The 22090-nt window shown below is 53.3% G+C and carries 12 protein-coding genes; 4 read left to right on the forward strand and 8 right to left on the reverse strand.

All coding sequences use genetic code 11. The features are described 5' to 3' along the window. The first annotated feature begins 4 nt into the window (after positions 1–4). Both ETHHA_RS11245 and ETHHA_RS15295 read left to right on the forward strand, forming a co-directional pair. Complete coding sequence (locus ETHHA_RS11245; RefSeq protein ID WP_013486090.1) at positions 5–4435, forward strand: LamG-like jellyroll fold domain-containing protein; 4431 nt, start codon at positions 5–7, stop codon at positions 4433–4435. Between the two features lie 431 nt (positions 4436–4866). Then, a complete protein-coding gene (locus tag ETHHA_RS15295) occupies positions 4867–5136 on the forward strand; it encodes a zinc-ribbon domain containing protein (protein WP_083803784.1) in 270 nt (89 codons plus the stop codon). A 547-nt stretch (positions 5137–5683) separates the two neighbouring features. On the opposite strand, the gene ETHHA_RS11250 is transcribed toward ETHHA_RS15295, so the two are convergent. The 5 genes from ETHHA_RS11250 to ETHHA_RS11275 form a co-directional block, all read right to left on the reverse strand. Beyond that, complete coding sequence (locus tag ETHHA_RS11250) at positions 5684–5914, reverse strand: zinc-ribbon domain containing protein (protein WP_041687569.1); 231 nt, start codon at positions 5912–5914, stop codon at positions 5684–5686. Between the two features lie 43 nt (positions 5915–5957). Continuing rightward, positions 5958–7055: an NAD(P)H-dependent flavin oxidoreductase gene (locus ETHHA_RS11255; protein WP_013486094.1), complete on the reverse strand. Its 1098-nt coding sequence runs from the start codon at positions 7053–7055 to the stop codon at positions 5958–5960. A gap of 345 nt (positions 7056–7400) precedes the next feature. Next, positions 7401–7994 carry a helix-turn-helix domain-containing protein gene (locus ETHHA_RS14715; RefSeq protein WP_013486095.1) on the reverse strand — a complete coding sequence of 198 codons (594 nt, stop codon included), beginning with the start codon at positions 7992–7994 and terminating at the stop codon, positions 7401–7403. Positions 7995–8460: 466 nt separating this feature from the next. Then, a complete protein-coding gene (locus ETHHA_RS11270) occupies positions 8461–12822 on the reverse strand; it encodes a LamG-like jellyroll fold domain-containing protein (RefSeq protein WP_013486096.1) in 4362 nt (1453 codons plus the stop codon). A 24-nt stretch (positions 12823–12846) separates the two neighbouring features. Then, positions 12847–14097, reverse strand: a complete 1251-nt coding sequence (locus tag ETHHA_RS11275) for a YibE/F family protein (RefSeq protein WP_013486097.1) — start codon at positions 14095–14097, stop codon at positions 12847–12849. A gap of 1180 nt (positions 14098–15277) precedes the next feature. Here ETHHA_RS11275 and ETHHA_RS11280 point away from each other — a divergent pair. Then, positions 15278–17431, forward strand: a complete 2154-nt coding sequence (locus ETHHA_RS11280; RefSeq protein WP_013486098.1) for a Tex family protein — start codon at positions 15278–15280, stop codon at positions 17429–17431. Between the two features lie 161 nt (positions 17432–17592). On the opposite strand, the gene ETHHA_RS11285 is transcribed toward ETHHA_RS11280, so the two are convergent. Further along, positions 17593–18531 carry an AEC family transporter gene (locus ETHHA_RS11285; protein WP_013486099.1) on the reverse strand — a complete coding sequence of 313 codons (939 nt, stop codon included), beginning with the start codon at positions 18529–18531 and terminating at the stop codon, positions 17593–17595. A gap of 58 nt (positions 18532–18589) precedes the next feature. Continuing rightward, on the reverse strand, positions 18590–19465 hold the full coding sequence (locus ETHHA_RS11290; RefSeq protein WP_013486100.1) for a LysR family transcriptional regulator: 876 nt from the start codon (positions 19463–19465) through the stop codon (positions 18590–18592). A gap of 247 nt (positions 19466–19712) precedes the next feature. On the opposite strand from ETHHA_RS11290, the gene ETHHA_RS11295 reads away from it, so the two are divergent. Further along, a complete protein-coding gene (locus ETHHA_RS11295) occupies positions 19713–20813 on the forward strand; it encodes an iron-containing alcohol dehydrogenase family protein (protein WP_013486101.1) in 1101 nt (366 codons plus the stop codon). A 103-nt stretch (positions 20814–20916) separates the two neighbouring features. Here ETHHA_RS11295 and ETHHA_RS11300 read toward each other — a convergent pair whose 3' ends face one another. After that, complete coding sequence (locus tag ETHHA_RS11300) at positions 20917–22089, reverse strand: M20 metallopeptidase family protein (RefSeq protein ID WP_013486102.1); 1173 nt, start codon at positions 22087–22089, stop codon at positions 20917–20919. Position 22090 lies beyond the last annotated feature (1 nt).

Consider the following 22090-nt stretch of genomic DNA (forward strand, 5'->3'; position numbering starts at 1 on the left):
ATATATGCTGAAAAACAAAATGATCTCCGCAGTATTGGCGCTGGTGCTGAGCCTTGGCCTGTCAAATACAGGGGGGGCCCTGGCATCGTCCGCCAGCACAACTGCTGACAAAGCAACCGCCTCATCCGCGCAGCAGTCAAACGGGCAGAAGTGGAAAGTGACCCGCCTGAGCTCTGCATCCGGGCAGCCGGAACAGAAAGCGACCGCCACCGTTTCTTCCGGCAACACCCAGTCGTTTGACTCCAGCAACATCGTTCTGAACGTGCCGGTGCTTGCCGACACCCACATTGAGGTACCGACCGAAACATTCCAGTCTTCCAAACTTGCCACTGCACTCGCTCAGGAAATCGCCTTTGCCGGCGGCGCCCAGAATCTGGATGCGCTCGTCGTAGACGGTGACCTGACCAACTACGGCATGACCAGCCAGGTGCAGGCAGCCAAAAGCGTATTTGACAAAAGCGGCATCGACCCTGCCAAAACGCGTTTTATCTTTGGCATGGGCAACCACGATTTCTATAACATGTCGCAATACAACGACACCATTAAAGGCGCCCAGCTTTACACCAATATCTTCGGCAATGAGGTATTCAATGGCGCCACCGAATCTGAAATCGAAAATGCCGATTATCACACGGTGGTCAAGGGCTATCACTTCATCGTCGTCAACTGCGCGGCCTATAACGGCGGCGTCACCTACAGCAGCACGGACCTGGATTGGCTGAAAACACAGCTTGCCGCAGCCTCTGCAGCAGACCCCAATAAACCGATCTTCGTATTTTCCCACCCGGGCATCGTCGGTACAAACCTGGGGAGCAACGACGGTAGTTTCTGGGCGGGGTCACAGCTCGACGCCATTCTGAAAAATTATCCGCAGGTCGTCTTTTTCAACGGCCATCTACACTATCCGGAACAGGACGAACGCAATATCTGGCAGGGCGGTTATACGGCCGTGCAAATCGGCTCCACCTACTATATGTCCAACCACACAAACGATGATTACAACAATAACAAAGAATTTATCGACATTGCTTCCGGCATGGAAACAGCCGACTGCCAGGATACATCCGAGGGCCTGTTCATGCAGGTAGACGCAAATAATAATGTCCGGCTGACACGCATGGATTTTGAAACAAACAAGCAAATCAAGACGCCTTGGATTATTCCCGCGCCAACATCCCAAACGCATCTGACCTCCTTTACACCGGATGCGGAAAAAGCGGCCGGGACGGCGCCAACGTTCCCGTCCGACGGAACATTTAAGGTTTTGGAACAGGACAACAACGGCTACAAGTTCCAGTTCACGCAGGCTCAGGGCACGGACTCCGACTGGACTTACGCCTATCATCTGTCCTTTATTGACAAAGCCACCGGCAAAACCATCACGACTCTTTCCACTCTTTCGGATTTCTACCGCGCCGATCAGGCAAGCGACATGAACTCCACGTTGACCAAAACCGCTACCCTTTCGCAGATCAGCCCCTTCAAAATCAGCAACAACGATTATATTGTCAAGCTCACCGCACTGGACAGCTATGGAAACGAAAGCGCTCCAGAAACCTTTGAGGTACAGGGCCAGGGATATCAGGGCAGCAATTTTCCGGATATCCTGAATGTAAACTATACCACCGGTTCCGAATCGGATCTTTCCGGCAATCTTACCCCAATGGTATCAGTCGGAAGCCCCAAATTGGTTGCGGACAGCAGCCTGGGAGGCAAAACGGTCCTTTCTCTGGACGGGAGCAGCTATCTGAATTACGATGTATCAGACGCACAGCTTGCCAATATGTCCAGTTCATTCACCACTGAATCGATTTTCAAGCTCAATAAAGTCGGTGACAATGTGGTTGTAGAAAACTGCCAAAGCGGTTCCGGCATGGGCTTTGAAACGACGTCTACCAACTACTGTGAAATTTGGGCACATATCAACGGCAGCTATACCCGCGTGGGAACGCAGCTGCAAACGGGAAAATATTACGACATGGTTGCGACTTATGACGGAAGCACCGTCAGCTTGTATCTAGACGGCCAACTGATCGGTTCGCAGGCTGCCAGCGGGACGGTCAACAACAACAGCGGCATCGCCATCTGCATCGGCGGCAACCCGAACGGCCACAACACGGCCATATCCAGCACCCTGCTCAACGGCTCGGTGGCCATGGTTCGCGTGACATCAGCAGCCATATCCGCCGGTGATGTCCAATCCCGTTACCAGTCTAACCTTAGCGGCATCCTGAGCAACGCTCAGGTGCAAGCCCCCAGAGCAGACGTAATGGATGTGAATTTTGCCAACGGCTCGCCAGCCGATCAAACCGGCACGTTTGCCAGCCAGACCTTGGGCACGCCAACAGTTTCAAAAGACACCGCGCTTAACCGAACCGTCGCCTCTTTTGACGGTCAAACCGCAGCTTATCGCTATCCGTCCAACGACACGATCTACAGCAAAATGCAAAACGCCGTTTCCATGGAATGCATGGTGAATTTTCCCGATCTCTCCTCAAACAACGAGCATGATATTTTCTCCAATCAGCAAAGCGGCGGCATGGGCTTCGGCGCCCAGGGAAACAAATTGGTATGGTTTATCAATATCAATGGCAGTTATCAGGAACTGACATCCACAATTTACGCAAAAACCTGGTACCATGCCGTGGGCACATATGACGGAACAACGGCAAAGCTATATGTGAACGGGCAGCTTGTGGATTCCGCGTCAGCGCCCGGCACGGTTCATTTCCCATCTGATTCTTCCGGCGCCCAGTCCTATTACCTTGGCTGTGACAGCGGTCCGGGCAATCAGATGCAGTATCCGTCTACCGGCTCGGTCGCGTTGGCAAGGCTTTACAGCACGGCGCTCTCGCAGGATCAGGTAACCTATACGTATGCGAACGCGCTCGCAGCGCAGAAAACAACCGGAAACTCCACTTATGTGGCCAAACAGGTCAAGACGGCCCCTGTCATTGACGGCAAGCTGGACGATGCCAGTTGGTCGGATTCTTTCATCACCTATACAGATCCAACAACCGGAAAGAGCATGCAGTTTAAGTATACCTGGGATCAAAACAATCTGTATGTCGCCGGCAAATATACGGATAGCACGCTTTTCTGTAATCCGGAAAAAATCTTTGCAGGTGATTCAAACGCCCCGTCGGGCGCGCTTTACAGTTGGGATTATGACGATGTCGGCCTATATATTTCGCCTACGGATTCGCAGGGCGATTATAGCGGAAACGACGTGCAGTTCATCTTTACCTATCAAAGTGACGGAAAGCCGGCGCTCCGTGTAGGCGGCGGCGCCAGCAACCAACAAACCAATTATGCTGATGGGGTATACAACGCCGTCCACACCGGATGTTCCGATACATCCACCGGGTGGAACCTTGAGGCGGCTATCCCCTTTTCGGTTCTGGGTATTACAGACCCGACGACTGCCACATTTGCAATTGGTATGGCACAAAACGATGTGGACCCCAATGCAAAGTCTAGCGTTGTGGTTTCTGACGGCAAAGCCGCATGGAACAGTTTTGCCGGGGCCAACACGCTCACGTTCAGCACAGATTATGACAGCGGCTCGTCCGGCAGCGGCTCGTCCAGCAGCGGCTCGTCCAGCAGCGGTTCGTCCAGCAGCAGCTCGTCCAGTGGCGGCTCGTCCAGCGGCGGTTCGTCCAGCAGCAGCTCGTCCAGCGGCGGCTCGTCCGACAGCGGCTCGTCCAGCAGCGGCTCGTCCAGCGGCAGCTCGTCCGGCGGCGGTTCGTCCAGCAGCGGCTCGTCCGGCAGCGGTTCGTCCAGCAGCAGCTCGTCCAGTGGCGGCTCGTCCAGCGGCGGCTCGTCCGGCAGCGGCTCGTCCGGCGGCGGCTCGTCCGGCAGCGGCTCGTCCGGCAGCACCGTTACCATGACCGATTCCTCCACGGGAATACAAATCGTCTCGCAAAACGGTATCCTGCCCGCCGGCGCCGTTCTGCGTATCGAACCTGTAACATCCGGCACATCTTATCATACGGCCCAAACCGCGCTTGCCAATATTGGTACAGACTTTAAACTGTATCAGATCGACATACTCGCCAATGGAACGACGTTCGAACCAAATGGTACAATCGTCATCCACATGCCGATTCCGGACGGATACAATGCCAGCCGTCTGGCCATTTACCGAGTCAACGACGATGGAACCATTGTAAAAATGGATGGGAGCGTCGTAGGCAACCAATTTGTATTCACAACCGATCATCTCAGCACTTACGCGCTGGTAGAAACAAAAACGCAAGTTCCATCTTCTTCGCTTTCCAACTCCTCTTTGTCGGCTGTTTCCTCCAGCGGCAGCGTGAGTTCGACCGCCTCCAATCCCGATACCGGAACAAATCAATTACCATTTATGCTTTTGCCTGCTGCCGCGCTCATGGGCGCAGCGGCCCTGTTGATTATCAAAAGAAAATTTCGCTGAATAACAAGAGATTAATTTCCGCGAAAAGCGCAGTCTGCGCTTTCACCATTTCAATTCGCCATCCGTTGACTGTTGATTGCATGGCAGTATATGTATGCTAAAAGGCTTGCCGTCACACGGCAACTTATTGCCTCTGCGTTCTTCCCTGCTTTCCGTTCCTACTATCCGTTGTCTTTCCGTACCTATCTAAAAATATTGTATTTCCAACTATGATATTTTGAACCTTGTCACAACTCTGTTCGCCTCCGCGAATCAATCTCCCAACCCGGATGTTGGGGTAAACAGTCTTACGGCGCCCTTAGGGAATCGTAAGGCTGTTTCTATATGTTTTCAAAGTTGCTATTGACAATATATAGAATTTGCTGTATGATATGGATTAGTGCCTGAATGCATGTTCGGACACTAATTTTTTTAAAGAGGTATTTTTTTTGATTCATCAAGACAAGACTTTAGTGTGCAAAGATTGCGGCGAAGAATTTGTGTTTACCGCAAGTGAACAAGATTTTTTTGAGGAAAAAGGGTTTACAAACGAACCACAGCGCTGCAAGGCCTGTCGAAACGCCCGTAAAAACAATGGGAAGCCCCAAAGAGAGATGTTCGATGCTGTGTGTGCATCTTGCGGGAAAGCTTGCAAGGTTCCGTTTCAGCCTCGTGACGATCGCCCAGTGTATTGCAGCGATTGTTTTTCTCGAAACAGATAATATTCGTTTTTAAAAACACGCCTTTCGGAGGCGTGTTTTTATGTATATCTGTTTGGGAAATGAATTTCATGGTAACTTTGCTGACATTTCTGCGGCGAACGTTATCATTACGCTTTGTGCAGACACTTAATTGGGAATGTAACACTGGTTTGGAGGCCTGAACGCATGACGGATAAACGGGTGGGAAGACACTGTAGTTTTTTAAATCTATATGTTGGAATCCACGTGAAATATGAAAAGAATGGGACATTTGTTCGCTCCTGTGAAGAATCCGGATGTTCAAATTCCAAGTGCAATTTGAGCAGAAGCTTTATGGGAAGCAGAACACTTGGGCAGGACGCCTTGGACTATCCCAAAAAATAATCTTCATCCCGTGTTGCAAAGAAATAGCCGCGTCGACACAATGTATAGCTATGCGATAACTTCACCAATCAATTTCTCAACCTAATTGTCGGGAGAAAAAACAGCCTTACGGCTTCCTTTGGGGAATCGTAAGGCTGTTTGCTTTGCAAGAGGGCACGCCGCCCCGAATTGCTTTCGGATGTCTTTACCGCTTCCGCGGCTGAAAAGGCACCTTGCAGGATCTTCCGCAGGATGCACACACCGCATCAAACATTTCCCGCTGGGGCCGACCGCTGTCCTTCCGGGCACTGCGGCAGGATTTGCACCGCTGCGGCTCGTTCATAAATCCCTTTTCCTCGAAGAAATCCTGCTCACTTGCAGGGAACGCAGATTCCTCGCCGCAGTCTTTACAAGCCAAGGTCTTGTCCTGATGGATCAAAGGCAGATACCTCATTTAATAAGATTTGAGTCTGAACGGTTCATGCGTTTGCCTGAAGTTTTCCTTCAAAATGGTATTCTCTCGATAGCTCCTCAAAAAGCGCTTTTACCGAAACGATTTCCTTCACTTTCCAACCATTGGCCCCGATAAAGGCAAATCCGTTTTCAAAATTACCCTTGCGGGCATTGATAAGCGCCTTAAAAATGCAATAAGGGCTGTTTTGCTGTTTGCAGGTCACAATGCAATGAAACGGGCAGTCAGACGGATGTTTCTCCCCCAAGACCACTTTTTTTAAAAACGTGTTTTTAATGGCACGACCGGGCATGCCCACAGGACTTTGGATAATACCGATGTCTTCTTTTCTGCAGTTTACATAGGCCTCTTTAAACGCAGGATCGACGTCACATTCTTCCGTTGCAACAAATCGTGTAGCCATCTGTACGCCGGATGCACCCAAATCAAAGAAACGTTTGATATCTGCGCCGCTGAAGATTCCTCCCGCCGCGATCACGGGGATATTCCTTTTTGTCCGCATCTGAATTGGGTGCAGTACATGAAGGACCTCAGAAACCAGATTTTCCAATCGGTAAGACGGGTCATCGATCTGCTCGGTATGGAACCCCAGATGCCCCCCCGCCAGAGGCCCTTCGACCACAAAAGCATCCGGCGTATAGGAGTATCGTTCAGTCCATCGACGTGTTACAATACTGGCCGCCCGCGCGGAGGAAACGATCGGCACCAATTTTGTGTGACATCCTTTCGGCACATAGGAAGGCAGATTGAGCGGAAGACCCGCACCGGAAAAAATAATGTCAATCCCTTCCTCAATGGCCGCCTTGACCGTTTGACCATAATCACTAAGCGCAACCATGATGTTGATGCCTAAAACCCCGCTCGTTTTACTGCGCGCAAGGCGAATCTCTTTTTTTACCGCGGCGGCATTATCTTCCGGGCTGAAGCCCGTCCCATGCACCATACCCAACCCGGCTGCGGAGAGAACACCTACCCCTCCTTCGTTTGCCACGGCAGAGGCCAGGCCGGCAAGCGACACGCCTACCCCCATGCCGCCCTGGACAAGAGGGGTTCTGATTGTAAGGTCGCCGATCATCATGGGACTTTGATCGAAATACGGAGCCATATGTTTCCTCGCTTTCATTGCTATTCTCATATAAAAAGAAAGCCGCCAACCCGTACATTGCTTATACTGCATTTATCATACAGCCCTGTCAGTCCTGTTGTCACCCTACCAGGTTCAAATGTGCGTCTACCTCTGGATTTGAGGGAGTAGAGAAGCGCGTCGGTCACTCTACCAGCAGTAGAGTCGCAGCGCTGAAGCGGGTTCCCGTCCATACCCACCGTGTAAAACGCCCGATTGGATCAGCAACGCAAAGCATCCATATAATTCATTATTTATCTATATGTGGAATGAAAGGCGCAAATCAACTGATCCCGGGAGCATCTTGCCGCGCCTGGAATATCCTTCCTACCTGTGCCGTATTTTTAAATTCTGCCACAGCAACAGCATGGCCTGCCCGGGGATACCTAAAATAAACAGCAACCATAAATTTCTGGAGAGAAACGACATGTAGAGCGACAGTAACAGGCTCCACATCAAAACCGACAGAATCACACAATTCGTTACCCATCGGCGGTGGCCCCAAACAGAGTTTAAAACCAGCACGACAAGCGACGCGACCGGCACGGCATAAACGTAAAGAAGCCACGAATGCTGAAACGGCGTCTTAAAAATATTGTACCCTACAAACAGAAGAGTGGCGACCATGAACACAAAGCAAACAGAAAGCAAGATGATAATCAGCCGATTACGCCGTTTCTGCTTGGATGAGCCTGCCGCCTTCCGCGGATGTTCGGATTCGAGAAGATAATCAACCGTGACGCCAAACAGGACGGCCAGTTCTTTCAGAACCGATATGTCCGGAACGGATTCCGCGCGTTCCCATTTGGATACCGCTTTGTCGGTATAATGCAGTTTACCAGCCAACTCTGCCTGTGTAAGATTTGTCAGCTTTCGCAGTTCGACGATGTTTTTCGCAATTACAGGTTTCAAGTCTTCCATAGGATGTGATTCCTCGTGTTATAAAATAGGCCCAGCGCCTGTAATGTTCGCTTTTTCTGGCATTTCTCTTCCAATCTCCCCCATTAATTATACCATGTCAATATGTTTTTTTCTACTTTAGTGTGTCTGTTCTTAAGAGAAAATATATATGATAAGCCGAGAATCCGTAAAGAGTCTTGTTTGATTCCATATCCCCTGCACCATCCGGTGACCAACCCTGCCAAAACCAAGGCAGGGCCATTTTCTGTGCTTCGCGGCGCCGACGCCACGCGGTTTGCCCCTTCGTCCCCAAACAAGCTAATCGCAGACGTATTCGTATTTGAAAACCTCTATGTCTACGGAAAGGAGCCCAAACATGCACATTATCAGCATTTCCATTATTTCAAATCACAATCCCGCACAACAAAAATCCCCTGCAAGCAGCCGTTTTCGCCACCTGCAGAGGATTCTTGATTAACAGATGATTTTACTTACACTTTGCAAATTTTCTCTTTGCAAGAAAGATAGCGGCACCAACAAAAGGTAAGGCTACCAGCAATACAAACGGATAATTCGCGGAGGGATTACCGCCCGTATAAGGATTCTGCACCGCTGTGGAATTGCTACCGGAAGAGCTCACGCTGGAGGAGTTGCCATTGGAAGAGTTTCCACCGGAAGAGCTGACGCCGGAAGAGTTGGCGCCGGAGGAGTTGCCATTGGAAGAGTTTCCACCGGAAGAGCTGACGCCGGAAGAGTTGCCGCTGGAAGAGTTGCCGCTGGAAGAGGAATTGACCATCGCAGCATAAGCCGCTTCCGCATTGGTCAGCGTGCTGTAATTGCTCACAGAAGCTTTCTGCGTATCCGTCAGTGCGTCATAAGCAGCCCGTGCCGCGTCAATGGTTGCTTTGCAATCTGCCGTATTCTGCACGGTGCCGATGCTGTCGATCAGGCGTTCCACCGCGTCCACCGCGTCTTCCACTGAAACAGAGAACGGCACATTGGCTGAACCTGCCGAAGTGGTGTTGAAACCGTCGCTGGCGGTCACAAAGTATTGCAGGCTGCCGCCAGCGGTCAGAAATGCATCGGGAATCGTGGCGCTCCAAGTGTTTCCGTCGACTGTCATATCCAGCGGCAGAAAATTTAAAGCGCTGTTTGTGCGATAGTACAGCACAACGGATTGCACATTTATATTGTCCGTCACCGTTGCAGAAATATAAGCGTCCGCACCGTAATGCACGCTGTCTACCGCCTGTGATTTCAACAGTTTTGTGGAAACCGCCACCTGTTCAGAAGCGGTGTCCAATGAGGTAAGTGCCGTGTTGGAAATGACCGGGGCAGTGGTATCCCCGTTATACTGTTCCGGGTCCACCACACCGGGGTCGCGCGGGGCGTTCTGCTGATAGACATCCATCACACTGCCGTTTGAAGGCACGCGCAGTTTTACAGCGCCGCTGGAAATATCTGCGGATTTGTAATAGTAAGTGGAAACGTCATTGCCGTTTTTGTCTTTTAGCAGCACGCCGTCGGCCGTGTTGCCGAATCCGTTCTGGCCCTGCATGACATAGACGGGCACGCTGTCGGGCACTTGCAGGGCTTTGCGGATGTCGTCAAGAGAGGAGTTGTCATAAGCAGTGGAGTAACCTTTGGCACGTTTATCCCATAAGACGGCGGCGGAATGTGCCGGAATGCTCACGCCGGCTGTCGTGGTGCCGTCGGTCGTTACGGTCAGTTTTTTCAGAGAAGTAGAGGTGGATGCGGAAGCCGTAGCGCTGCTGTCGTAATACAGATTGTATGCGCTGTTTAAGTCCACCGCTTTATCCGAACTGTTGTAAAGCTCTACGTATTCCAAAAGTTGGTTGCCTCCGCCGTCGGGATACAACCCAGAATGTGTCACATCGTTGGGATTGATGGCGCTGATAAAGACGGGCATCGTGGAGGAGCCGCTTCCGGTCTGCGCCGTGGGAGTGATTTCCGTGCCGTTGGCCCAAGATGAAACCGTCTGATATTGTTCGGCCACCTGCGCGTCCGAAATGGCCTCGCTGGTTAAGGTTGCCGTCGCAATATCGCCGCTAACGGGGTCGCTCGGCGTACCGCCCACCGGGCTCGGATTTCCGCCCACCTGCATTGGCACGTTGGAATTTTCATTCACAGTGCCTCCAATGGCGGCGCTTGTTTGCACCAGTTTCCCGTTCAGATACAGGCGCATGGCCGAACCGTCGTAGGTCAGGGAAGCGTCATAATACACGCCGGATTTCAGCGCGGGGCCATAGACGTATTTGTAGCCGCCGCCGATATAGGCCATGCCGTACAAGTTGCCGGCGGAATTGACACCGATCAGGCTGCCGGCACTTTCCAGATTGTCAAACAAAGACATGCTCTGCACATGGTTCAGTTTAAAGACAATGTCCATGGTGAACTGGTTGGCAATCTGGGCAAGCTGGGTATCACTCAGGCTGTAATTTTCCGCTCCGTACTGGCCGTTCAGCGCCAGCACTTTGCGTCCGACGGTGCTGTCCGTAACAATGGACGCATTTCCATATGCTTTTGCCTGCACGCCGTTGGAAGAGGTGTCGTTGCCCTTCCCGTCGTTATAGTCGATTTTCAGCACGGTGGGATCTACCGTAGCGGGCGTAGTGGCGGGCGTAGTAAATGTGCCGGTAATACTGGAGGAAGTCATCCCGTAGGAATCGACGGCGGTAATTTTCGCCGTATAGGTGTGGCTGGCTGTCAGCCCCGTAAGGGTATAGGTGCGTGTTTTGGCCATGTGGGCAAAGTCCAGATAATAGTCGGACGGCATGGTCACATCGGCGGCAACTTTTTGCGTAGCATTGTCGATGGCCTGGATGTGGTAGGAGTAGACGAAGTCGTCGTCTGTTGCCGCAGGATAGCTGACGGTGGCGAAATTGGTGCCCATGGTCGTTGCCGTGACCTTGTCGCTGGCGGCGAAGGAGGGCGCTTCGTCGTTATTTTTTCGGTCGGATGTATAGGTGTATTGGCTTTTGTCACCATACGGTGCGCTGATGACCCAGTCGTTTTTAATCTTTTCGTTGTTTTGAAAATCGCGGCGCTCAATATCGACGTTGTTGGCGCCCACATCCATATAGAGGCCGTTGGCAAAGTCGTAATCATGCGGGATGGCGGTAACATCTGGCATAGCGGCATAATACAGCACGCCGGTGCCCACGCTGGTGTAATCTTTCTGGTAGATGCTGCGTTCGTCCGCCAGCGGGCAGTGCGTGTGCCCGGCAAACTGGATGACCTGCGGATAATTTTTCAACACGCTGTCCAGCGCATCGGTGCACGGCTCGCTGCTCAACAAAGTTCCGTTCACCGGCTGGTGGAAATAGACGAAGATCGGCTTGGTCGGGTCGTCCTTCACGGCGGCGTCCAACTGTTCCTTGAGCCAGGTGGTGGAAGTGGATGAGAAATCCCCTGCATAGTCACCGCCCTCGGTGCTCAGGCCGATGAAGTGATAGCCGTTGACAACGATGGTGTTATCGACAGAATCGGAGCCGTTGTTCACGGTGGTGGTTGTAAAAGCGGCGTTATGGTTCATGCAGGTCAAAAAGTTGGTTCGTTCCTCATCCGGAGTACCAGCGCCGCTCCAGGTAAGATAATAGTCGTGGTTGCCCATGATTGCCAGAATTTTCGGCGCGGTGGTTTTGTCGGGAAACACCTCGCCGAAAATCTGGGCCAGCACCTGATAGCCACCCGGCTGCGCTTGGTCGGCAATATCGCCGTCCAGCACCAAAAGCTGGATGCCCTGCTGTTTAAAATAGGTCAGCGCATTACGCAGATGTGTTTCGCGTTCGGCGTCACCCACGCTGTCGCCGCCAATAGTGTTGGCGTCCACGGCAAGATGCAGGTCGCTTAAGATACCCACTTTCACATCACCCTGCACGGTGATGCTGGCTCCGTCCGAGCTGCCGGAACCGGAACTGCTCGAGCCGCTCGAGCTGGAACTTCCGGAACTGCTTGAGCCGCTCGAACCGGAACTTCCGGAACTGCTTGAGCCGGAACTACCGGAACTGCTTGAGCCGCTCGAACCGGAAGAACTGCCGTTTGAGCTGCAAGTGCTTGCAAACGCTTTATAACTTTGTAAAACCTGATCGGCGGTCATGGTGCTTCCCGTCAGGTTGGCATAGGCGATTTTTCCACTAAACGGGTAGATGATCGTGCCGTCCGGGTTGGGATTGCCGCCAAGGCACATCGCCACAACCGTGCTGTATGTCACGGAGCCGTCGACAGGGGTGCTGGCCGCCAGACTACCGTTCATGTAAACGTTCAGGTTGCTGCCGTCAAACGTGACGGTTTCATAATAATATTGGTTGGCCTGGATCTCCACACCGGCGCTCTGATAGCCGCTGCTTGTGTGTGCGTAGCCCCGGCTGGCCCAGGTACCGCTACTGCTTTTACCATATTCAATACCCATTCCGCCGGACTGCATGTTTTCAAAGATCCCCTGGGTGGTGGAATCCACCTTGTCCATGCTGAACATCACTTCCATGGTGAAATGGGGAGCAATAGCGGCCCGCTGCGCATCGCTGAACGCATAGTTTAAATAACTGCTGCCGTCAAAGGCGATGACGTTATGGCCCAGTGCACTATCCATTTCCACCGTCGGCTCTCCGCCGGCCGTCACTTCGGTCGTATAGGTGGACTGATCGTCCCAGTTGCCGGAGGAAGGGTCGATTTTCAACACGCTGCCCGTCGGCGAGGACGTACCCGTAGATGAAGTGCCTACCGCCTGCACAGACAGCGCGAACATTGAGCCCAGCAGGGTGCAACTGAGCGCAACCGCCAACAGGCGTCTTTGAAGAGTGCACGGTGAGAATATGCTTTTTTTCATGTACTTCCTTCTCCTTTTACCAAATCATGTGGATCTATGGGAAAGCCCGGCGTGCTTTTTCAGAGCGGGGGCATTGTTTTCGGCAGAAAGCGCCCCTTCTTGTCTTCTTTCGGGCGGGGTTTCCGGCACATGGAGAAGCAGTAGCCGGGAAGCGGCGAACGCCATCAGCGGAATCATGCAGATAATGGCGATGCTGCCGGAAAGGCTTTCAATCAGTTCGATGGCGACCCAGGGCGCGTTGAGCATTTCATTGTACGGCACGCCGTTGGAATAGATGAGAAGCAGTTCCATCATGCTGGAGCCGGCAAACGCCAAAATCAGCGTGTTGGCCATGCTGCCCACCATGTCGCGCCCAATATTCATGCCGGAGCGAAACAGGCCGGATGCAGAGATCGACGGGTTGGTTTCCCGCAGTTCGTTCATGGCGGAGGCCATAGACATGGCCACATCGATCACGGCTCCAAGTGCCGCAATAATTATGCCGCCAAACAGCACGCCTCCGATATTCGCTTTAGAAAGCCCCGCCAGTTGCACCATTGTTTCCGCTTCGCTGGTGTTAAACCCGTTGACATGCGCCAGCGCCCCGCTGGCCAGGGCGACCACCGCCGCTGCTCCCACACCGGCGAGCGTTCCGCAGATGGCTGCCAGCGCCTTTTGGGAAAACCCGGCAAGCAGCAGCAGATTGGTAACGGTGATGTAAACGGAAATGAGGATAGCAACCAGCATCGGCTGCCATCCCTGCAAAATCAACGGCAGATAGATAAAAACAATGCACACAAAGCTGAGAAGCAAACCCGCCGCGGAGCGCAGGCCGCGTTTTCCACCTACCGCCCACAGCGCCGCAAAAAACAAAAAAACCAGAAAATAGATATACGGCGCGCGATAATAAGAATATATGGACACCTCATGTTTGCCGTTCCCCGGCTCAGTCACGCGTGCAATAAAGCTTTGCCCCTTGCTTAACAAAATGTTCCCATAGTTCGTCAGATAATTGGTCACGGTAAACACTTCGGTTTGCAGCGATCCACTGTCCAGCCGCACCTGCAAAGACTGCACACCGTTCCGGAATCCCGTATGTTTGTCCTCTTTTAGTGATTGCGAAAGCACTTGCAACACGGTCGCGTGCTCATATGTAACGGACTGTGTACCGGACTGGCTCAGGCCTGCGTTGGTGTTTTTCCAGTTGGCGATAAACAAAAAAATGATCAGCACACCGGCTAGAGCAGCAGAGAAGAAAATTCTCCATAAAATTGGTTTTTTCAGTCGTTTATCCATCGTAACTTCCTTTCCGCATTGCAAACAGTCTTATTATAATAAAAAGGAAAAAGAGTTGTGTATCGTATATATATATAAGCGGTAAAATTTAGGTATCACTTGTCTAAACTTTCTGTAAAAAATCAACAACGTAAGGCATTTCAAGAATCATTGACAAAAGCAGATTTCACCATTTAGCACTTGACGGCGAAATTTGATCTATCAGAGCAGTCGGCCTCTAAATGTTTCACGCTCATACAACAAAAACACCCCAAAAGGTAACCGCTTTATTAAACCGGTGAACACGGATCGGGATTCATGCTGAATTCCCACGTGTATGGTTAAAGCCTATTGTTACAAACAAGCCGAAAATGAATTGAATATCCCTACTGTGACGAAAGCACTTGTTTGAGAAGGCGACAGGTCGCTGATCTGCGTTGTCAATTGGGCCTTTTGGTTTTCCAAGTCCGTATCTTGGTTTTAAATTCCGGCTGCATATAGCCCCCTGTAATTGCATTGACTGTATTTTGAATTTTGCGGCTCACATCTGCCAATTCGGCTTGAACGGCAGTCATATTCCGACTTTGTTCTTTTGCCTTTTTAACCCGGAAATCATGAAGCATATTGAGCAGTCAAGGCAAGAATTTTTATTGAACAGTCTCTTGGGAAATCATTAAACCGCTCGGAAACCGAAAAATAAAATATTCTCTTTTCTTTCCGCAATCGTTTATATGCCATGCCATCCTATACGTTGCGTGCAAAACAGCCATCTTTATGAACCGCACCAAGATCGCAATAGTCAAAATCGCTGTCCTCGATCATTTACTGAAACCAGAAACATCAGGATGTTTTCACCGATTTTGCACGGTCGATGTATTCTTTGACTACGGCAAAAACGTTTCCTTCCAAACAACAAATGCGTGAACCCGACGGCAGATACGGGTTCACGCATTTTAAAAGCTTCAATATAATCATATCATTTTATTGATCTGTTTTGCTACTGTCAAATGTCCCGCCTATCCGGCCCGCGCCATGCGGGCGTCTTTTCCATGCCGCTCAAGGACAAAGGCCATGGTGCTTGCACCCTTTGCCGATGTCGCCCTTTCCTGTTCCGCCCTGTTTTTTTGCACTCTTTTGTTTTTACAGTGCCGCGGCTTTGTGCTAAGATAGAGGAACATCAAAAACGGACGAAGGAGCACAGATGGAAAACATCATTCAAATACTGGCTGAAAAGCTGGGACAAAAAGAAGAACATGTTCGCAACGTTGTCCGCCTGATTGACGAGGGCAACACCATCCCGTTTATCGCACGCTACCGTAAGGAGCTGCACGGTGCGATGGATGATACGACACTTCGCAATCTGGCGGATCAGCTCGCCTACTTGCGCGGCCTCGCAGACCGCCGCGAAGAAGTTAAAAAGGCGATCGGCGCGCAGGACCGGCTCACGGAACATCTGGCCGCAGCAATCGATGCCGCCAAGACGCTTGCGGAAGTGGAGGATCTCTATCGTCCATATAAGCAAAAGCGTCGCACCCGCGCGAGCATTGCAAAAGAAAAAGGGCTTCTGCCGCTTGCGGAAGCATTGTTTGGGCAAAGCCGGGATCTGCCGGACATTCACACCTTGGCCGCAGCCTATATGGATGCGGAAAAGAACGTCGAAGACACCGCCTCCGCGCTCGCGGGCGCATCGGACATCCTCGCAGAAATGGTGGCGGATGATGCGGAGATTCGGCGGCGTCTGCGTGAACAGATCATGCGCCGGGGCCGGCTGCATGCCACCGCGTCCAAAGACGAGGACTCGGTCTATCGGCTTTATTATCAATTCGACCAGCCGGTTTCGCGGGTGCAGGGACATCAGATATTGGCAATCAACCGTGGAGAAAAGGAAGGCTTCCTGAAGGTTTCGGTCGAGCTGGACCGGGACGAAGCATTGCGGCTGGTGTGTGGCACGATCGTAAAACCCGGCTCCGGCGCGGCGGAGTTTGTTCGCGGCGCGGCGACGGATGGCTATGACCGTCTGCTCTTTCCGTCTATGGAGCGCGAAATACGCGGCGCACTGACGGATACCGCATCGGAAGGCGCGATACACAACTTTGCGCTCAACCTGAAACCGCTTTTATTGCAGCCTCCCGTAAAGGGCCATGTCACGATGGGGCTTGACCCCGGCTACCGCAACGGCTGCAAGGTCGCCGTGGTGGATGAAACGGGAAAGGTTCTGGATACCGCCGTGGTGTACCCAACTTTCGGCGAGCGACAGAAGAAGGAGGCCGTCGCCACGCTGGAAAAGCTGGTCCACCAATACGGGGTGGAGCATATTTCGATCGGGAACGGCACCGCTTCGCGCGAGACGGAGCAAATGGCCTGCGAGTTGATCGCGCATACACCGGGCGTCCGGTACATGATCGTAAACGAGGCGGGCGCTTCGGTGTATTCCGCATCAAAACTCGCAGCGGAGGAATTCCCGCAGTATGATGTCAATCTGCGCTCGGCCGCGTCCATCGCGCGCCGGCTGCAGGATCCGTTGGCGGAGCTGGTAAAAATCGACCCCAAGGCGATCGGCGTCGGGCAGTACCAACATGATATGCCCCAGAAGCGGCTTGACGACACGCTGGCCGGGGTGGTGGAAGACTGCGTCAACGCCGTGGGCGTCGATGTGAACACGGCATCCTCCGCACTGCTTCAGCGCGTTTCGGGCCTGAACGCTGCAACCGCTAAAAACATCGTGGCCTACCGCGAAGAAAACGGGACATTCACTTCCCGGACACAACTGCATAAGGTGCCGAAGCTCGGTCCAAAAGCATTTGAGCAATGCGCGGGCTTTCTGCGCGTGCCCGAGAGCAAATCGGTGCTCGACCATACGGGTGTGCATCCGGAGAGCTACGCGGCCGCAAAAAAGCTTTTGGCGCTGTGCGGTTATACGCTGGCCGATGTGGCGGGCGGCACGATTCCGAACCTTTCGGAACGCGTAAAAGCATATGGCGAGACCAGCGCCGCGGAAGAATGTGCAATCGGCATTCCGACGCTGCGGGATATCGTAAAAGAACTGACGAAGCCGGGGCGGGACCCGCGCGACGAGCTCCCCGCTCCCGTGCTGCGCACCGATATTATGGAGATGAAGGATCTGGCGGCGGGCATGATCCTTACCGGCACGGTGCGCAATGTGATCGACTTCGGCGCGTTTGTCGATATCGGCGTGCATCAGGACGGACTGGTGCACATCTCGGAGATTGCAGATCGCTTCATTCGCCATCCTTCGGAGTTGCTGTCCGTCGGTGATGTGGTGAAAGTTGTCGTGCTGGCCGTGGATGCGCCCAAAAAGCGCATCTCTCTTTCCATCAAACAGGTGAAGCAATAAACCCATCGACCGCAGTCGCCATGCAGTTTCCGCCGCTCCAGCAGAGCCATGCCCATTCGAGGGCGGTTCGGATGACTGCGTTTCCATTCAAGGAAAGACGACCGGGCGCGCGCATCCGTTTTGTTTGCAATTGTTCCGGTTTCCGTGTTTGCAGAATCCGCTTAATGGAGCTGAAGAAGCATCTGCTCCAACAGGATGACGGCGGGAATGGTAACGATGCAGGTCATGGTGGAAAGCATCACGAGTTTGGAGGGAAAGCGGGTGTTTCTGCCGGTCAGCTCTGCAAAAATGACGGCAAAGCTCCCCGTGGGGCAGGCAGCGGGAAGCACGCAGCAAAGCAGCAGAACCCCCCGCATTCCCAGCGCATAAAGCACCAGCAGCCACAGAACAGGCACCACCAGATTGCGGAACAGAACGCCGACCCAAACCCATTTATCCTGGATGATGGACAGAGGGGACACTTTGGCAATCTGCGTACCCACCACGATCATGGACAGGGCCGTGTTCAGATAGGCAATGTACCGCACTCCGGAGCCGATGACCGGCGGCAGGCGGAAAGCGAAGATAAACAGTGGGATACTGATGGCGATCGCAATGACATTCGGGTTCAAAAAGCCCTTCACGGCAAAGCTCCGGCTCACGCTTTTCGTATAAATGGAAATACCCTGCGTCCAGTTCAACAGGTTGTAAATGCCGACATACATAGCCCCAAACAGCAGTCCTTTGGAGCCGGCCACCGCCTGCAAGAGCGGCAGACCCATGAACCCGCAGTTGGAATAGATGGTGGAAAAGCGCAGATACATCCGGGTATCCGGATCGCGGACGGTTCTGCGGTTGAAAACGACGCCGCCCAGCAGCATTGCCGCAAAGTGGACGCCAAACGCGGATGCCGCCGCCGCGCCAATCTCCCATAGCAGCGACTGTGAATAGCCGATTTGGAACGAATTGACGATCAGGCATGGCGAAATCACGTAGCACAGCAGTTTGGTCAGGTCCGCAACACCCGCCTCGCTGAGCAGTTTGCCCTTAAACAGGCCGCATCCCACAAACAGCAGCAGGAAGATAATCAGCACCTGATTGATGACGGTTACATAATTCATGGACACAACTCCGCAGATGGATAGATTTTTGGGGTTCCGGCCGACGCATCAGAATCCGTCAGGTCACATACCACATGGACTGCAACAGTTTCTGAAACGCCTTTGCGGTGGACCAGTCCGCTTTATCCCGCAGCATAATCAGAGACGTGATGATCTTGATCCGGCCGTTTTGATAGACGCACCGGAGAATCTTCTGCTCGATTTCTTTTTTCACCAGATTTTCGCTAATCAGGGCGATGCCCAGCCGCTTGATGGCCGCCTGCTTGATGGCCTCCAGGCTGTCGAACTCGATCACGCTTTTCGGCGCCAGATTCGCCCCGGCAAGAAATTGGCGCATGGTGTCGTGAAACGGCCCGTCGATCCGGTATTTTAAAAACGGCAGGTCCTGCAGCAGGTTCGGCCCTGCGTACTGCTCCGCGATCTGCTCCGAAACCACCAAAACCAGATTTTCCTCCGCGATGACCACGTTTTTGAGCTCCGGATGCTGAAAAGTGCCGGAGATAATGCCCATGTCGTATTCATTTGCCAGAACACCGCGGATCACTTCATTGGTCACATGCGAATACAGCTTGATCTCCACTTCCGGATACTGCCGGACAAATTCTGAAAGAATAGCCGGGAAGTACGCCGAGCAGAATGTTTCATACGCTGCGATCGACAGGCTGCCGTAAGGGCGTCCGAGCATGCGAAATGTCTGCTGCATGTTGTCGATCACCGCAAACACCTGCTCCGCATACGACTGGAGCAGCGTGCCCGCAGGGGTCAGATATGTCTGCTTGCCCACATGAAAGAAAAACGTCTGCTTCAGTTCCTGTTCCAGCGCCTGAATCTGCGCCGTAACGGCCGGCTGGGAATAGTTGAGCTGCTCCGCCGCTTTTGTAAAATTCAGGCAGCGGGATACATACAAAAATGTTTTTAGATGTTTCAGTTCCATAAACCTTTTCCCGACGCGCCCTTTCCCGTGCCCCGGAACCATATGCACCCTATCATAACATGTTTTCCGCCCGAACGGGCGGCATCGCGCAGGATCGTCCAATCACAAAGTCTGATGGAAACCATCATCTCTGCCGATTTTTCTTTTACGAAGGATTATGGTATCCTATAGAAAGGATAGTCCGGGGTTTGCCTGTTGATTGGCTGCGCACACCTCGTCATTTTATTTTCAAAAAGCAGGTTTTTATATGAAGTATCAGTATTTTATGCCCACAAGGCTCGCGTTCGGACGAAACTGCATACAGGAAAACGCCGACCGGTTGGCCGCATTCGGTAGCCGCGCGTTCATTTTGACAGGCCGGCATTCCGCCAAGGCCTGCGGTGCGCTGGATGATGTCACCGCCGCTCTCGAGAGCCGGGATATTGCTTACCAGGTCTTCAATGAAATCGAAAGCAATCCGTCGCTTGAAACCGTCGTGAAAGCCGGCACAATCGCCAAAGCATTCGGCGCCGAATTCGTCATCGGGATCGGCGGGGGGTCTCCTCTGGACGCGGCGAAGGCCGTCGCTGTCCTCACGGCAAACGACATGCAGCCCGAAGAGTTATTCCAAAACCGTTTTCCCAAGCGGCCGCTCCCGATCGTGGGCGTTCCCACCACCGCCGGAACAGGCAGTGAGGTCACACCCTACAGTGTCATCCTGCGCCGCGACCTGCAGACCAAGGTCAGCTTCGGCACCCCCGAAACGTTTCCGTCTCTCGCGCTGCTGGACAGCCGGTACACCGCACAACTGCCCCGCACCGTAACGATGGACACTGCGGTGGACGCTTTCACGCACTCGCTGGAAGGCTATCTCGCCCGGCGGAGCACCGCGCTCAGCAGTGTACTGGCACTGGAAGGCATCCGGCTCTTCGGTGAGGTGCTGCCAAACTTGCTCTCGTTTGAAATTGACGACACCGTGCGCGACAAACTGCTTCACGCCTCCACCGTCGGCGGCATCGTGATCGCGCAGGCCGGCGTCACCATCGCACATGGCATGGGCTATTGCTACACCTTTTTCAAAAACACGCCGCACGGCCGTGCCAACGGGTTCCTTATGCGGGAATACCTCAAGTTCAACCAGCCCGCCGCCGCAGAGAAGATCGATACGGCCCTGAAGCTGTTGGGCATGGCGGACATAGACGCGTTCGGCGATGTGCTGGAACGTCTGATCGGCAAAGCGCCCGTGCTGACATCGGACGAAGTGGATTCCTTCACGGAACTGACACTGCTTCAGAAAGGCAGCATCGCCAACAACGCACGGGAGCTTTCCAAAGAAGATATCCATCGGCTGTGGAAAAACAACGCCTGACCGCTTCATCAAGCATATTCCTATCGGCCGGTACCCGTGAAGACGGGCGCCGGCCTTTGCGCTGCGCAAAAGAGCGTCGTGCCGGGCCGCCGTTCCCTTTGGTTTAACCGGTGATACCGTTCAGATAGTCTTCGGTGAATCCCACCGTGGCAATCACACCGCTTTTCAAGCAGGATTCGTCGATGTCGAACTTCGGGTTATGCTGCGGCGCGCCGGTGCCCAACCGTTGGTTGCGCACCCCCAGAAACACATAAACACCGGGATACCGGTTCAGATACTGTGCCATACTGTCCGACCCGGCAATCGGCGGCATGGAAGCCAGGCAGCCGTTTCCGAGCCGACGGGTGATCGATGCGGACGCGAACGCGCTGACGGCTGCATCGTTGACAGTGGGAATGCCGCTGCCCTGATAGGTGATTTCCGCTTCACAGCGTCCGGCCCTGGCGAGTGCTTCCACCACGCGCACCAGCGCGTCTTTTACCTGGGTCCCGGTGCTCTTTTCATAATAGCGGATGGTCCCGGAGAACTGCGCCGTATCCGGGATCACATTGTCCACCGTTCCCGCATGGAAACTGCACACGGTCATCACGGCGGGGTATTGCGGATCGACTTCGCATTGGATCACGGAATTCAGCGCTTCCACCATCCGTGCGGCGCACAAGAGGGGATCAATGGACGCATACGGTCGGGAGCCGTGTCCTCCCTTGCCGGTAATGGTCACGCAGAAACCGTAGATACCGGCCATGATCGGCCCGGTACCCACCGCGAAAGCGCCCGCTTCAAGTTCCGCTTTCACATGGATGCCCCAAGCGCAGTCCACGGTTTCGTTTTCCAACCCGCGCATCATGGCGTCGATTCCGCTGAAATTTTCCTCCCCCTGCTCAAAGCAGAACAGCACCCTGCCGGCAAGCCTGTCCCGCATGGAAGCCAGTTTTCTGGCCGCCCCGAGCAACATGGCCACATGCGCGTCGTGCCCGCAGGCATGGGAAACACCGTCGATCTGCGAAATCACACCCTTTTCCCGCAGCAGGTTGCACCGGTCTTCCCGCACCGGCAGCGCATCCATGTCCGCACGCAGAAGCACGGTTTTTCCTGGCCGGGCGCCCCCCAACGTGGCAATCACGCCATACTCCCCCACGATACGGTACGGAATGCCCATACCGTCCAGTTCGCGCCGCACCACGGCAGATGTATGCTGTTCCGCCCCGCTCTGTTCCGGGTGCCGGTGCAGCTCCCTACGAAGTTGAATGACGTATTCTTCCTCTGTGCGATCCATT

The organism is Ethanoligenens harbinense YUAN-3, assembly GCF_000178115.2.
Taxonomy (GTDB): Bacteria; Bacillota; Clostridia; order Oscillospirales; family Ethanoligenentaceae; genus Ethanoligenens; species Ethanoligenens harbinense.